Below are 15178 nucleotides of genomic sequence, written 5' to 3'. Positions count from 1 at the left end.
CGCAAGCGCACGCCGGGACGTATGACGAGGGCAGCTGAAGGTTGATCGCGGCGTCACTCCCTTCGGGGGTGGCGCCGCTTTCGTTTACGCGTGAGCTTTTACGCGGGGGCGGAGACGAGGAAGGCGCAGTCGCCGAAGGCGATCTCGTCGCCGGTGCGGACGCGGGCCGGGCCGACCAGGCGCCAGCCGTTCAGGCGGGTGCCGTTGAGGGAGCCCAGGTCCACCAGGAGCCAGTAGTCCTCCTCGCGGCGCAGCTCGGCGTGTACGCGGGAGACCGTCAGGTCGGACAGGACGAGGTCGCAGGAGGAGCCGCGGCCGACCACGTAGCGGATGCGGCTGTCCGGGGGGAGGGCCAGACGGGGCAGGCGCGGGCGGCGCCAGGCGTTCTGGAGCCGGGAGGTGAAGTCGGACGCGGAGGACACGGCCTCGGTGATGCGGCGGCGCCAGCGGCCCCGGTGGGGCAGGTCCGCGATGAGTTCGTCCAGCTCGTCCCGGCTGCGGGCGCGCAGCGCCTGATCCACCCGCCCGACGAAGGTCTCCATCGACAGACGGCCCTCGGCCGCCCGGTCGCGAAGCTCGTTGAGCGCACGATCGCGATCTCCGTCGGAGGCGCGTACGGGTTGCTGCGAGCTCATGTCTGGAGTATCCGCTTTCCGGAACTCTGGTGTCCAGATTGTTGTGACATTGCCGCGCGTGGGCGCGGTTGATCAAAACAGGACTCTACCGGCCCGCGCTGCCACGCGGGCCGGTAGAAGCGGATTACGGCCTGCCGAAGTCCTGCGTCCAGTAGGGGCCGCCGGCGGCCACGTAGCCGACGCCGATCTGGGTGTAGCTGCAGTTCAGGATGTTCTCGCGGTGACCCTGGCTGTTCATCCAGCCCCGGACCACCTCGGCGGCCGAGGACTGGCCCTTGGCGATGTTCTCGCCGATGGAGGAGAACGAGTAGCCCGTGGCCTTGATCCGGTCCACGAACGAGCGGCCGTCCTGGGAGTCGTGGCTGAAGTAGTTCTTCGCGGACATGTCAGCCGAGTGGTTGCGGGCGGCGGTGTGCAGCCGCGCCTCGTGGACGAGCGGCTTGCAGCCGGCCTTCTCCCGCTCGACGTTGGTCAGCCGTACGACCTCGTTCTCGACCGAGGTGCCGACGGCGCCGCCGGTCCCGCCGCCCGGGTTCTCCGACGGGGTGGGGTCGGGGGTGGGGGAGGGCTTGGGCACGGCCGGGCACTTGATCCGGGCCTTGCGGGAGACGGCCACGTGCCCGGCGGCGTCGGTGGCGGTGGTGTAGTACACGCCGGAGACGCAGCGGCCGGTGGTGGTCATGGTCAGCCGCGCGTTGCGGACGACCCGCGAGCCGCTCTTGACGACGCGGTCCGGACCGAGGACGGACTTCTTGATCCGGATGCGGAGGCGGGCCTCCTTGGCGCATCCGGCTCGGGACACGCTCGCGCGGAGGCGTCCGGCCGTGGTCAGGGACGGCTTCGCCGCCGCCACCCGACAGCGCGCCAGCGGTGACGACACGGCAGACGACCCGGTGGTGGTTCCCGCCGAGGACCGGGCGCTGGACCCGGTGGACCCGGTGGACGCGGCCGAGGCGTCCGAAAGGCCGGCCGTGGCGGCGACCGGGGCGGCGGGAAGGGGGGTCGTGCCGCAGCCGACGGCGATCAGCGCGGTCAGGCAGAGGAGCGCTCGCAGGGGTTTGTTCATGCTTCCTTCCAGGTGGGAGGGGATAGACGCTGGATGGAAATCAGAATTATGGTCCCCCTCCATCCCGGAATTCCGAGGAATCGGCCCTTTTGTCGCGGATCGGAAGATCGGCAGCGCCGTCAGCCCTGATGGCCACGTTCCATCCGCGCAAGTGTGATCCTCGTCACACTGGCCCCTTGAAACATACGCGGTATGCATACTGAGTATGTGTTCAACGAGATCGGCGTGATCGCCGCCGTCGCTAGGCCGCTGGGCAGCCGATGAGCGATCTGCGGGCCATCGCGCGCCTGTCCCGCCGCGGCCTGTGGCACGCCAAGGGCCGCAGCGCGCTGATCTTCCTGATGATCGCCGTGCCGGTGGCCCTGGTGAGCCACCTGCTCGTGCTCTACTCGACAGCCGCCGTCGACGGCGCCGAGATGATCCCGGCCGAACTCGGATCCCGGGCCGACGCCCAGGTGCGCGCCATCGGATACGACCGGCCGATCGAGCAGGACCCCTTCGGCGACCGGTGGATCGTGGTCGGCGGGCGAGTGCCGGAGTCGGCGAAGCGGTCCTGGACCGACGAGCAGATCGCGGCGGCGGCCGGCGGCCGGGTCAGCCGGATCGCCGCGGGCGAGCAGGTCGTGGAGATCGCCGGGGCCAAAAGGTGGATCTACGCGTACGAGATCGACTCCCGCGATCCGCTCACCGGGGGCACCTACGTCCTGGTCTCCGGGCGCATGCCGGCCAGGGAGGGGGAGACGGCGGTCACCCGCGCGCTGGCCGGGCGCGCGCCGGTCGGCTCCACCCTCCGGCTGCCCCGGACGGACACCTCGGTCCGCGTGGTCGGCGTGGCCGAGCCGGCCAGGACCATGTCGCCGCCGGAGGCGCTGATCACGCTGTCCGGCTCCACCGGCGCGGCCCAGGAACCGTCGCAGGGACCGTCGCTGGTGCCGGAGCCCGCGGACGGCGCCCTCCCGGGCACGACCGTGCGGCCGGTCCGGGAGGTGTACTGGCTGGTGGACGCGCCCGATCCGGTCGGCTGGGCGGAAGTCAAGCGCATGAACGGGGAAGGGCTGGTGGTGCGGTCCCGCGCCGTGGCCGCCGCCTCGCCGGAACCGGGCGCTCTTCCTCCCCGGGAGGAGGTGTCCGGCAGCGAGGCGATGGGCGTCCTGCTCGGCGTCCTCCTGATCGTGCTGGAGGTGGTGCTGCTGGCCGGGCCCGCGTTCGCGGTGGGCCTGCGCCGCCGCCGGCGTGAACTCGGTCTGCTGGCCGCGCAGGGCGCGGAGGCGGGGCACCTGCGACGCCTGATGCTGGCCGACGGGCTCGTGCTCGGCGGCCTGGCCGGGCTGGCCGGGGTGCCGCTCGGCATCGGACTCGCCGCCCTGACCGTACGGCTCGCCAACCGGCCGGTGCCGGTCTACGGGCCGTTCGACGTGCCCGGCTGGGAACTGGCGGGAGTGGCGGCCCTGGCCCTGGTCAGCGGCCTGCTGGCGGCGCTGGCCCCGGCGGTCCTGGCCGGTCGCGCCGACGTGGCCGCCGTGCTGGCCGGGCGCGCGGAACGGGCGCGGGACCGGAAGGGCCTGCCCGTGCTCGGTGTGGTCCTGGTGCTGGCCGGAACCGCCTGCTGCGCCGTTGCCGGGCCGCTCATGCGGTCTCCCTCGCTCGCGCTCCTGGCCGTCGTCTTCGGGGTGCTGCTGCTGGTGCTCGGGCTGGTCGCGCTGACCCCGCTCCTGGTCAGGGCCGCCGGGCTGACCCGCTCCCGGCTGCCGCTGCCGCTCCGGCTCGCCGCCAGGGACGCCGCCCGCAACCGGGGCCGCACCGCGCCCGCGGTGGCCGCCGTGACGGCCGCGATGACCGGGCTGACCACCATCGCGGTCCTGCTGTCCAGCCAGGACGCCGACCGGCGGGAGAACTCCCCGACCCTCCAGCAGCCGGGCACGGCCATGGTGTTCGCCGAGGACCTCGCCGCCGACCGATGGGCGGCCGTGCGGTCGGCGATGGCGGCGGAGCTGCCCGGCGTCCCGCTCATCGAGGTCAAGACCGTGGGTGCGGCCGGGGACGATCTGCCCCCGCTGGAGCGGCGGGCCAGTCTGGTCCGCTCCTGCACCGGGTGCGGTTACGCGACCAGCATGCTCGGCGACGTGACCGAGGGCGGTCCCGGCCTGGTCCGCTACATACTCGGCAGGGACGATCCGGCCGCGGCCGCCGCGCTGGCGGCGGGGAAGGCCGTGGTCTTCGACGCCAACGGCGTACGCGACGGGAAGGCCCGGATCACCGCGGCCGGGCGGGACGAGACCGTGCCGGCCGTCGCGGTGCGCGCCGACCGGCCGCCCGCGGTCGGCGTGGTCGTGCCGGCCGGGCTGCTGGACGATCCCCGGCTGACCGCGCGGACCACCGCGCTGCTCGTCGACCCCGCCGAGCTGCGGCTGACCGCCGAGCAGGAGCGCCGGGTCGGCGCGCGCGTGGCGGCGGTGAGCGACCAGGCAGGCCTGGAGGTCGTCCGCGCCTCGCAGGCGCGGGAGGGGGACCTGACGCTGGCCGTGATCACTCTGGTGGCGGGGCTGCTGGTGCTGGTCGCGACCGTGGTCGCCACCGCGCTGGCCGCCGCCGACGCCCGGCCCGACCTGGACACGATGGCCGCCGTCGGCGCCTCCCCGTGGACCCGCCGCCTCACCGTCGCCGGCCAGGGCGCGTTCATCGCCGGGCTCGGCACCGTGGTCGGCGTGGCCGCCGGGCTGGCCCCGGGCGCGCTGGCCGCCTGGGCGGTCACCGGCGCGCCCGGCGGCGGCGCCCACTACGGCGCGGACACCGCCACCAGCCCGCTGGTCATCCCGACGCCGGTCGTGGCCGTGCCCTGGACGCTGCTCATTGGCACGGCGATCGCGCTGCCGCTGCTGGCCGCCCTGATCACCGGGACGTTCACCCGGACCGGGATCCGGCCGGTGCGGCGGCTCACGTGACCGCGGGGGCCAGTTTGTCCGCGCTGAGGTCGTACTTGAGGGTCATCAGCACGCCGGAGAGGATGATCAGCGCGGGGATGACGGTGATGCCGACCAGGACGGCCGTGACCGCCGAGTCGGGCTGGGTGACCGGGTTGGCGGGGTCGGACTCCAGGAAGCCGCCGAAGGACAGGGCCGCGCCGTAGATGGTGGCGCCGAACGCGGCCACCGCGCTCTCCACCGCCGTCCACAGGCCGGTGAAGACGCCGCCCCTGCGCTTGCCGCTCACCTGGCCGTCGTACGCGATGACGTCGGCCAGCATGGAGAACTGCAGGAGCTGGAGCCCGGCGTACCCGACGCCGACGACCACGATGGCGAGGTGCGCGTAGAGCGGGCCGAACCACGGGCTGGCCGAGGCCAGGATCGCGCCCGACATGAACAGCAGGCCGGAGAGGATCATCGCGCCGCGCTTGTCCAGCACCCGGGCCAGCCACACCCAGATCGGCATGGTGATCAGCATCGGCCCGACCAGCGCGGCGAACAGCGTCGTGGTCGCGTCCGGATCGCCCAGCGTGTACGCCGCGAAGTACGGCGCGCCCGCCAGCATCACCCCCGCCGCCAGCGTCTGCGCGCTGCACAGCCCGAGCAGCCACAGGAACGGCTTGGAGTCCCGCGCCGCCGCCAGCTGCACCCGCAGCGACCCCTCCGACTCCTGCTGCCCGGTGTACGGCGCCTTCGCGGTCCCGAAGAACGAGCCGATCATGGCGACCAGCAGGATCACCGCGAACACGATGCCCATCAGCCGGTAGCCCTCCAGGGTGTCCCCGGCCAGCATCGGCGCCAGCACGCCGCTCATGGCGATGGCGATCGCGATGAACACCATGCGCCACTGGAGCAGCGAGGTCCGCTCGTGGTAGTCGTGCGTCATCTCGGCCGGCATGGCCTTGTACGGCACCTCGTACAGCGCGTACCCGGTGGCCGCGACCAGGAAGGCCAGCCCCACGAAGATCGCGGCGGGCACGCCCTTCAGCGGCGGCCCGATGAACATGACCGCGAACGCCACCGGCAGCACGGCGGTGCCGGCCAGCATCCACGGCCGCCGCGGGCCCCAGCGCGAGACCGTGCGGTCCGACCACTGGCCGATCAGGGTGTTGGCGATCAGGTCCCACGCCTTGGGCAGGAACACCACGACGCCGGCCAGCAGCGGGTCGACGGCGAGCACGTTGGTCATGTAGATCAGCAGGAGCAGCCCGGGGATGGCGGCGAAGTTCGCCGTGCAGAACGAGCCGACGGCGTAGCCGAGGCGCACTCCGGTGGGGACCCGGCCGGACGTCGCGGGAATCATGGCGTCATTAAACCCACCAAGCGCCCGACCGACTAGACATGGATCTAGATTGCCCAACAAGGTGTTATAGACGACGCAAACCCCGAAATTCCGGCGCAAAGCTCGCTTCGTGGAAGGGCTACTCGCGGACGTCCGCGCAGACCACGTGCGCGCCCAGTTCGATCATCCGGCGCTCGGTGTGCGCGTCCGCCACCCGGGCCATCAGCACCGGCGCCTCGCTGGCCGCCAGCTGCGGCAGCCGGGCCCGCACCCCGCGGTGCAGGTCGCGCACGATGTCCTCGGCGGACGGGGTGTGCACCTTGACGTGCAGCATGATCCCCGACGCGCCGGACACGGTCCGGGCCTCCGAGATCCACACGTGGTGGACGACCGCGTAGTCACGGAGTAACTCGGCGATGGCCACCCGCAGCGCGGGCAGGATGGGGTGGTTGGTCCGCTGGTATCCGGGGTCCACGACAGTCATCGCGCCGGACAGGTGCTGCCGCGGCTGCGGGACCCACGACGAGGAGGAGACCGGCGTCGGAGCGGCCGCGGGCATGGTCCTGACCGGCGGCTTGGTGATCTTCGCCATGCTCCCCGTCGCGTACGCGTTGGGCGCGGACGCGGCCAGCACGGGCGACGGGCCGCTCCGGTTGGACTGGAGGTACCGCTGGAGATCCTCGATGGGGACGGCCGCGGCGGCCGGTCCGGCCGCGTCGATGACGATCTCCCGGACCCCGGTCACCCGCTGGATGTCCAGGATCGTGTCCGCGTCGCACGCCGACAGCGAGTGGCTGCCGCGGTGGCGCGCGTACGTGGCGGGGCTGGTGTAGCCGAGCAGGACACGTTCCCCGCCCTGCGTCGTGCCGAGCACGACCGATCGATCAGGTCTGACCGCCACCAGGATTCCCCATTCGGCCAGCGCCGCCAGGAGGCGGTGCGGGCTGCCGTGCTGGGCGAGCACTTCGCCGAGAGCGGGGTTCCCGATGCTCATATACGAAACCATAGGTACCGAACCACGGTTTAGCAGGCTAATCGCGAAGAATAGGTGCGATCAATACCAAGCTGGCGGCTCTGTGGATGGGCACGGTCCAATCTGGGTATGCCGGTCGTTCGGCCCTGTACGTGAAGGAACCTCACGATTCCCCTCCGTCACAGCCGTCTCGCATGGCGGATCCTCCACAGGCCCTTTCACCCGCGCGGATAGACTCGGGGCCGTCCGAGTCCCGGCAAGTTCGGCGCCGAGCGCGCCCGTCACATCTCGAAGGACAAATCAGTGAACAAGCCAGTCGTCCTGGTCGCAGAGGAGCTGTCCGACGCCGGTCTGGCCGTGCTCGGTGCGGACTTCGAGGTCCGTCACACCGATGGAGCCGACCGGTCCCAGTTCCTCCCCGCACTCGCCGACGTGGACGCTCTGATCGTCCGCAGCGCCACCCAGGTGGACGCCGAGGCCATCGCCCACGCGCCCAAGCTGCGCGTGGTCGCCCGGGCCGGCGTCGGTCTCGACAACGTCGACGTCGAGGCCGCCACCAAGGCCGGCGTCATGGTGGTGAACGCGCCGACCTCGAACATCACCAGCGCCGCCGAGCACACCATCGCGCTGATCCTGGCCTCGGCGCGGAACGTCGCCCAGGCGCACGGCGCGCTCAAGAACGGCGAGTGGAAACGTTCCAAGTACACCGGCGTGGAGCTGGACGAGAAGGTCGTCGGCATCCTCGGCCTCGGCAAGATCGGGCAGCTGGTCGCGCAGCGCCTGCAGCCGTTCGGCGTGGAGATCATCGCGTACGACCCCTACCTGCAGCCCGCCAGGGCGGCGGCGATGGGCGTGCGCCTGGTCACGCTGGAGGAGGTGCTCCAGCAGGCCGACTTCATCACCGTGCACCTGCCCAAGTCCAAGGAGACCATCGGCCTCATCGGCGAGCGGGAGATGCACCAGGTCAAGCCGACGGTCCGGCTGATCAACGTGGCCCGCGGCGGCATCATCGACGAGAACGCGCTCTACTCCGCGATCAAGGAGGGCCGGGTCGCCGGCGCCGGCATCGACGTGTTCCCGAAGGAGCCGGTCACCGACAGCCCGCTGTTCGAGCTGGACCAGGTCGTCGTCACCCCGCACCTGGGCGCCTCCACCCACGAGGCCCAGGAGAAGGCGGGCACCCAGGTGGCCCGCAGCGTCAAGCTGGCCCTGGCCGGCGAGTTCGTGCCGGACGCGGTGAACGTGCAGGGCGGCGCGGTGGCCGAGGACGTCAAGCCCGGCCTGCCGCTGACCGAGCGTCTCGGCCGCATCTTCACGGCGCTGGCCGGCGAGGTCGCCACCCGCCTGGACGTCGAGGTGCGCGGCGAGATCGCCTCCCAGGACGTGCGGGTGCTGGAACTGGCCGCGCTCAAGGGCGTCTTCACCGACGTGGTCACCGACGCGGTGACGTACGTGAACGCCCCGCTGCTGGCCAAGGACCGGGGCACCGTCGTGGAGCTGGTGACCAGCTCGGAGAGCCCCGACTGGCGGAACGTGATCACCGTGCGCGGCGTGCTCGCCGACGGGCGGACCGTCTCGGTCTCCGGGACGCTCTCCGGCCCCCGGCAGATCATGAAGCTGGTCGAGGTCAACGGCTTCGCCATGGAGATCGAGCCCACCGACCACCTGGCCTTCTTCACCTACACCGACCGGCCCGGCATCGTCGGCATCGTCGGCCGGCTGCTCGGCGAGCACCGGGTCAACATCGCCTCCATGCAGGTGGCCCGGGGCGAGAAGGGCGGCAAGGCGCTGATCGCGCTGACCGTGGACTCGGCCATCCCGGACGACGTGGTCGAGCAGATCGCCGCCGAGATCGGCTCGGACAGCGGCCGCACGGTGGACCTGGAGGACTGACGACTTCTCAGATGGTGAGATAGAAAGCCATCAACTGAGATAGCTGGGGTAATCTGGCAGACCTCCGCAAGATTGGAGGTCTGCCATGTATGACATGTATCCCTGGAACCGCCCCGAAGAGGGCCGTGACGAGGCCAAGGACGCGATCCAGACCGCGCTCGACCGCCGCGACAACGGCGGATCCCCGCAGCGGGACTGAAACCCGCTCCGGTCGGCCGTCACCGGCTGTCGTTGACACAACCGCCGCACCGCCGTGATCAACTGCTCCTTCGCCGCGGCGGGGGATGTGCCAACCTTGGGATGTGGTGAGCATCGGCGGCGCAACCGCGAACACGACGAGCCTGCTCCGCGTCATGAACGAGCGGGCGGTCTTCGGTGAGATCTTCCGGATGGGACGGGTCTCCCGCCCCGAGCTCGCCCAGGCCACCGGCCTGTCCAAGCCGACGATCTCGGTCGCCCTCGCCGATTTGGAGCGCGCCAAACTGGTCCGCGCGGTCGGTCTGCGCACCGGCAACGCGGGCCGGGCGGCGCTGCTGTACGAGATCCGCCCGCAGGCCGGGTGGGTGCTCGCGGTGGACGTCGGGCGCAACTACGTCCGGGTGGCGCTGGCCGACCTGGTGGGCGACATCGTGGCCCGCAGGGACGAACCGGCCAGAGCCGACCGCCCGCAGGACCTGATCGCGCAGCTCGCCGGCATCGTGGACGCGCTGCTGGCCGCTGCGGGGCTGACCGCCGTGGACATCACGCTGTCGGTGTTCGGCACGCCCGGCATCCACGACAAGGAGACCGGCGCGTTACGCCTGGCGCCCAATCTGCCCGGCTGGGACCTGCCCGGCTCCGTCGAACGCCTCGCCGAGGTGGCCGCGGCGCCGTACGTGCTGGAGAACGACGTGGATCTGGCCGCCGTCGGCGAGGGCGCGTACGGCCTGGGCCAGGGCGTCTCGCATTTCGTCTTCGTGTCCATCGGCACCGGCATCGGCATGGGCGTCGTCATCGACGGCAAGCTCTACCGGGGCTCCCGGGGCGCGGCGGGGGAGATCTCGTACCTGCCGGTGGGGGAGGGCGACCCGCGCGTCAACGCGGGGCGCGGCATGTTCGAGTCGGTGGCGTCCGCCGACGGCGTGGTGGCGCTGGCGCGGCGGCTCGGCTGCCCGGCCGGCACCGCCAAGGACGTGTTCGACGCCGCCAGGGCCGGGGATCCGGTGGCGGCCCGGGTGGTGGACGCCGAGGTGGACCACATCGCGCACGCGCTGGCCGGGGTGACCGCCGTGCTCGACCCCGAACTGGTGGTGCTGGGCGGCGGTATCGGCGCGCAGGCGGGCGACCTGCTGGCCGGCCCGGTCGCCGAGCGGCTGCACGCCCTGGTGGCGCTGCGCCCGCCGCGGATCGAGGTCTCCTCCGTGGGCCGGGACGCCGTGCTGCTGGGCGCGCTCGCCGTGGGCCTGGCCGCGGCCAGGGACCAGGTGTTCGAGCGCACCGTCACGCTCGGATGATGAGATGGTTTCTCGATCTACGAGATGGGCTAGTAGGGTACGCGCATGGATTCGAGCAACATCCGGCTGGCGGTGATCCCCGGCGACGGGATCGGGACCGAGGTCGTGGCCGAGGGCCTGAAGGTGCTGGACGCGGCGGGCGTGAAGGTCGACGCGACCCACTACGACCTGGGCGCCAAGCGGTACCACGCGACCGGTGAGACCCTGCCCGACTCCGTCCTCGACGAGCTGCGCGGCTTCGACGCGATCCTGCTCGGCGCGGTCGGCGACCCGAGCGTGCCGCCCGGCGTGCTGGAGCGCGACCTGCTGCTCAAGCTCCGCTTCGAGCTCGACCACTACGTCAACCTGCGCCCGGTGAAGCTCTTCCCCGGCGTGGAGACCCCGCTCGGCAAGGTGCAGCCCGGCGAGATCGACATGATCGTCGTCCGCGAGGGCACCGAGGGGCCGTATGCGGGGGCCGGCGGCGTGCTGCGCAAGGGCACCCCGCAGGAGATCGCCACGCAGGACTCGGTGAACACGGCCCACGGCGTCGAGCGGGTCGTGCGCTACGCGTTCGCCAAGGCCGCGAGCCGGGAGCGGCGCAAGCTCACCCTGGTCCACAAGACCAACGTGCTCACCTTCGCCGGTGACCTCTGGCAGCGCACCGTCAACCGGGTCGCCGCCGAGTTCCCGCAGGTGACCGCCGACTACTGCCACGTCGACGCGGCCTCCATGTTCTTCGTGTCGCAGCCGCAGCGGTTCGACGTGATCGTCACCGACAACCTGTTCGGCGACATCCTCACCGACATCGGCGCCGCCATCGCGGGCGGCATCGGCCTGGCCGCCAGCGGCAACGTCAACCCTGACCGGACCGCCCCCAGCATGTTCGAGCCGGTGCACGGCTCCGCGCCGGACATCGCCGGCCAGCACAAGGCCGACCCCACCGCGACCGTCCTGTCCGTGGCGATGCTCCTGGACCACCTCGGCTTGGGCGACGCCGCGGCCCGGGTCGAGCAGGCCGTCGCCGACGACCTGGTCGAACGGCAGGGCGCGTGGGCGGCCCGCCGGACCCGCGAGATCGGCGACGACATCGCCGCCCGAGTAGCCGGCTGACGCCGGCCACACATCCTGAGCGCAGCAGAGCGCATGGTGGCCCGGTCAGGGCCGCCATGCGCTTTTTTGTTCCCCGAGAAATGCCCTAAGTTGCCATTAGCAGAGTAGAGAGAAGGAACCTCGCCATGACCAGCCAGCTCAGCTTCGATCTGCGGCGCAACCCCGACGCCCGAGGGCGGGAGGAGCGCGAGCGGATTCTGGCGAACCCCGGCTTCGGGCAGAGCTTCACCGACCACATGGTGTCGGTCGACTTCACCGAGGGCCAGGGCTGGCACGACGCCCGGGTCGAGCCGTACGGGCCGCTGGTGCTGGACCCGGCCACGTCGGTGTTCCACTACGCGCAGGAGCTGTTCGAAGGGCTCAAGGCGTACCGGCAGGCCAGCGGGGCGATCGTGGCGTTCCGGCCGTTCGCCAACGCGGCCAGGTTCAACCGGTCCGCCGTCCGGATGGCCATGCCGGAGCTGCCGGAGGAGGTGTTCGTGGAGTCGCTCGAACAGCTCGTCCAGATCGACAAGGACTGGGTGCCGACGACCGAGGGCCACAGCCTCTACCTGCGGCCGTTCATCATCGCCACCCAGGTGGGGCTGGGCGTGAACTACCCGTCCAAGAGCTACCGGTACATGGCGATCGCGTCGCCGGCGGCGTCGTACTTCGCGGGCGGGGTCAAGCCGGTCAAGGTGTGGCTGTCCACCGAGTACACCCGGGCCGCCCCCGGCGGGACCGGCGCGGCCAAGTGCGGCGGCAACTACGCGGCCGCGTTCGTGGCGCAGCGGCAGGCCGTCGAGCAGGGCTGCGACCAGGTGGTCTGGCTGGACGCGAACGAGCACAGGTTCGTGGAGGAGATGGGCGGGATGAACCTGTTCTTCGTCTTCGGCGACCGCCTGCTCACCCCGGCGCTGACCGGCACCCTCCTGCCGGGCATCACCCGCGACTCCATCCTCACCTTCGCCGGCGACCTCGGCCTCACCGTCGAGGAGGGCCGCATCTCGATCGAGGAGTGGCAGAAGGGCTGCGCCTCCGGCGAGCTCACCGAGGTCTTCGCCTGCGGCACCGCCGCCGTGGTCACCCCGGTCGGCTCGGTGAAGGGCGCCGACCGCTCCTGGACGATCGGCGACGGCACGCCCGGCCCGGTCACGATGCGCATCCGCGAGGAACTGATGGGCATCCAGTACGGCACCCGCCCCGACAACCACGGCTGGGTGCACAAGATCTGCTAGCCCGGTGTTTCGCGCATCATGCCCATCTCGGGGACTCGGTCATGCGCGAAAATTCAGGGCTGGTGCTTGCGGATCAGCGTCAGCCCGTCGGCGATCGGGAGGAGCACCGAGTCGACCTGCGGGTCGGCGTTGACCAGGTCGTTGAAGGCGCGCATGGCGGGCACGTTGCCGCCCGCCCCCGCGTCGGCGATCCGGCCGCCCTGGAGCGTGTTGTCGGCGCAGATGAGCCCGCCGGGCGCGAGCCGGTCCACCAGCTCGTGGTAGTACCCGGCGTATCCGGGCTTGTCCGCGTCGATGAACGCGAAGTCGATCGGCTCGTCCTCCGGCAGCGCCTCCAGCGTGCGCTGGGCGGGGCCGAGCCGCAGCTCGATCCGGTCGGCGAGCCCGGCCTTCTCCCAGTAGCGCCGGGCCACGGCCGTCCACTCCTCGCTCACGTCGCAGGCGATCAGCTTGCCGCCGGGCACCAGCCCGCGCGCGATGCAGATCGCGGAGTAGCCGGTGAAGGTGCCCACCTCGACGGCCAGCCGCGCGCCGCTCAGCCGGACCAGCATGGTGAGCAGCGTGCCCTGCTCGGGACTGATCTGCATTCCCGCGTTTCCGCCGGTCAGGGCCACCGTCTCCGCGGCCAGTTCACGCAGCAGCTGGTCGGGCTGGGTGGCGTGCGCCCGTACGTAACCGGGGATCGACGGATCTTGGTAGGACGCCTTCATGGGACCACCCTAGATCATGTCCGCGTCTCGAATCCTGAGATCGATGTGCCGAATCGCGGAGCGTGTGGCACACTCCGTAGCATCATGACTTTCAGTCTGCTCATTATCGGCAGGCGCGCTGGCTGACACAGGACACCGCCAGCGCGCAGACCTCTCACGCCCGTGAGGGGTCTTTTTGTTTGAGACCGAACTGAGCGTGCGGGCAGGACCTCCCAAGGAGACGGAACCCAAATGGCTGACGACGCTTTCCACGTATACGACACCACCCTGCGCGATGGAGCCCAGCAGGAGGGCCTCAACCTCTCGGTCGCCGACAAGCTGGTCATCGCGCGCCACCTGGACGGCCTCGGCGTCGGTTTCATCGAAGGCGGCTGGCCGGGGGCCAATCCCAAGGACACCGAATTCTTCCGGCGGGCTCAGACCGAGCTCGACCTGAAGCACGCGCAGCTCGCCGCGTTCGGCGCGACCCGCCGAGCCGGGGTGAAGGCGGCCGACGACCCACTGGTCGCCGCTCTGCGCGAATCCGGCGCGCCGGTCGTGACGCTTGTCGCCAAGAGTCACGACCGGCACGTGGAACTGGCCCTCCGCACCACCCTGGACGAGAACCTCGCGATGATCCGCGACACGGTCTCGCACCTGCGTGCGGAGGGCCAGCGGGTCTTCCTGGACGCCGAGCACTTCTTCGACGGCTACAAGTCCAACCCGGCGTACGCGCTGGAGGTCATCCGCACCGCCGCCGAGGCCGGCGCCTCGGTGATCGCGCTGTGCGACACCAACGGCGGCATGCTCCCCGACGAGCTGGCCGACGTGGTCAACGCCGCCGTCGGCACCGCGGCCAGGATCGGCATCCACTGCCACGACGACACCGGCTGCGCGGTCGCCAACACCCTGGCCGCCGTCCGGGCCGGCGCCACCCACGTGCAGGGCTGCGCCAACGGCTACGGCGAGCGCTCCGGCAACGCCAACCTGTTCACCGTGGTCGCCAACCTCCAGCTCAAGCGCGGGTACGAACTGGTGCCGCCGCAGTCGCTGCGGGACATGACCAGAATCGCGCACGCCATCACCGAGGTGACCAACGTCACCCCGAACTCGCACCAGCCGTACGTGGGGACCTCGGCGTTCGCGCACAAGGCCGGGCTGCACGCCTCCGCCATCAAGGTGGACCCCAACCTCTACCAGCACATCGACCCGGCCGAGGTCGGCAACGACATGCGCATGCTGGTCTCGGACATGGCCGGCCGGGCCTCGGTCGAGCTCAAGGGCCGCGAGCTGGGCTACCAGCTCACCGGCGACCAGGCGCGCGAGCTGGTCGACCGGGTCAAGGAGATGGAGTCCCGGGGCTACACGTTCGAGGCCGCCGACGCCTCCTTCGAACTGCTGCTGCGCGACAGCGTGCACGGCGAGCGGCGCCGGCACTTCGCCGTCGAGTCGTGGCGGGTCATCGTGGAGCGCCGCCCGTCCGGCGAGGTGGCCTCCGAGGCCACCGTCAAGCTGCACGCCAAGGGCGAGCGCATCGTCGCCACCGGCGAGGGCAACGGCCCGGTCAACGCGCTGGACCGGGCGGTCAGGACCGCCCTGGAGGGCCTCTACCCGGAGCTGACCGCGGTCGAGCTGATCGACTTCAAGGTCCGCATCCTGGAGGGCGCGCACGGCACCGACGCCGTCACCCGGGTCCTGATCACCTCCAGCGACGACACCGGCGAGTGGGCCACGGTAGGCGTGGACGAGAACATCATCGAAGCCTCCTGGCAGGCCCTGGAACAGGCCGTCACGTACGGCCTGCTCCGCTCCGGCTACACGCCGTAATATTGGCCGCGCCTCCGGCGCGGCGGGCTTGGCCGCTCCGTAGCCGGT

General features: G+C 71.4%; 11 protein-coding genes. 6 read left to right on the top strand and 5 right to left on the bottom strand.

From position 1 onward, the window contains the following. Positions 1-98: 98 nt before the first annotated feature. Entirely contained in the window at positions 99-635 is a 537-nt protein-coding gene (locus Aph01nite_RS39090) for an FHA domain-containing protein (protein ID WP_204046132.1), read from the bottom strand. 124 nt (positions 636-759) lie between these two features. Next, a complete protein-coding gene (locus Aph01nite_RS41910) occupies positions 760-1701 on the bottom strand; it encodes a CAP domain-containing protein (protein ID WP_239162313.1) in 942 nt (313 codons plus the stop codon). 260 nt (positions 1702-1961) lie between these two features. Between Aph01nite_RS41910 and Aph01nite_RS39080 the strand changes: the two genes are divergently transcribed. Then, a complete protein-coding gene (locus Aph01nite_RS39080; RefSeq protein WP_204046131.1) occupies positions 1962-4643 on the top strand; it encodes an FtsX-like permease family protein in 2682 nt (893 codons plus the stop codon). On the opposite strand, the gene Aph01nite_RS39075 is transcribed toward Aph01nite_RS39080, so the two are convergent. After that, on the bottom strand, positions 4636-5967 hold the full coding sequence (locus Aph01nite_RS39075) for an MFS transporter (RefSeq protein ID WP_204046130.1): 1332 nt from the start codon (positions 5965-5967) through the stop codon (positions 4636-4638). The two genes, Aph01nite_RS39080 and Aph01nite_RS39075, sit on opposite strands and share 8 nt — an antisense overlap. A 118-nt stretch (positions 5968-6085) precedes the next feature. Then, positions 6086-6940, bottom strand: a complete 855-nt coding sequence (locus tag Aph01nite_RS39070) for a hypothetical protein (RefSeq protein ID WP_204046129.1) — start codon at positions 6938-6940, stop codon at positions 6086-6088. A gap of 282 nt (positions 6941-7222) precedes the next feature. Between Aph01nite_RS39070 and serA the strand changes: the two genes are divergently transcribed. From serA to Aph01nite_RS39050, 4 genes are all read left to right on the top strand, one after another. After that, entirely contained in the window at positions 7223-8812 is a 1590-nt protein-coding gene (gene serA, locus Aph01nite_RS39065; protein WP_204046128.1) for a phosphoglycerate dehydrogenase, read from the top strand. Positions 8813-9375: 563 nt separating this feature from the next. Beyond that, positions 9376-10305, top strand: coding sequence for an ROK family protein (locus Aph01nite_RS39060; protein WP_373872386.1), 930 nt, complete (start codon positions 9376-9378; stop codon positions 10303-10305). A gap of 45 nt (positions 10306-10350) precedes the next feature. Further along, the gene (locus Aph01nite_RS39055) at positions 10351-11397 is read left to right on the top strand and encodes a 3-isopropylmalate dehydrogenase (protein WP_204046126.1); all 1047 of its coding nucleotides are present in this window, start codon (positions 10351-10353) and stop codon (positions 11395-11397) included. A gap of 125 nt (positions 11398-11522) precedes the next feature. Beyond that, complete coding sequence (locus Aph01nite_RS39050; protein ID WP_204046125.1) at positions 11523-12614, top strand: branched-chain amino acid aminotransferase; 1092 nt, start codon at positions 11523-11525, stop codon at positions 12612-12614. 53 nt (positions 12615-12667) lie between these two features. On the opposite strand, the gene Aph01nite_RS39045 is transcribed toward Aph01nite_RS39050, so the two are convergent. After that, positions 12668-13324, bottom strand: coding sequence for an O-methyltransferase (locus Aph01nite_RS39045; RefSeq protein ID WP_204046124.1), 657 nt, complete (start codon positions 13322-13324; stop codon positions 12668-12670). A 231-nt stretch (positions 13325-13555) separates the two neighbouring features. On the opposite strand from Aph01nite_RS39045, the gene cimA reads away from it, so the two are divergent. Next, positions 13556-15130, top strand: a complete 1575-nt coding sequence (cimA, locus tag Aph01nite_RS39040; RefSeq protein WP_204046123.1) for a citramalate synthase — start codon at positions 13556-13558, stop codon at positions 15128-15130. Positions 15131-15178 lie beyond the last annotated feature (48 nt).

Source organism: Acrocarpospora phusangensis (assembly GCF_016862995.1).
GTDB classification, from domain to species: Bacteria; Actinomycetota; Actinomycetes; order Streptosporangiales; family Streptosporangiaceae; genus Acrocarpospora; species Acrocarpospora phusangensis.
Note: the sequence above shows the minus strand (reverse complement) of the source record. Positions and strands in the feature narration are given on the sequence as shown.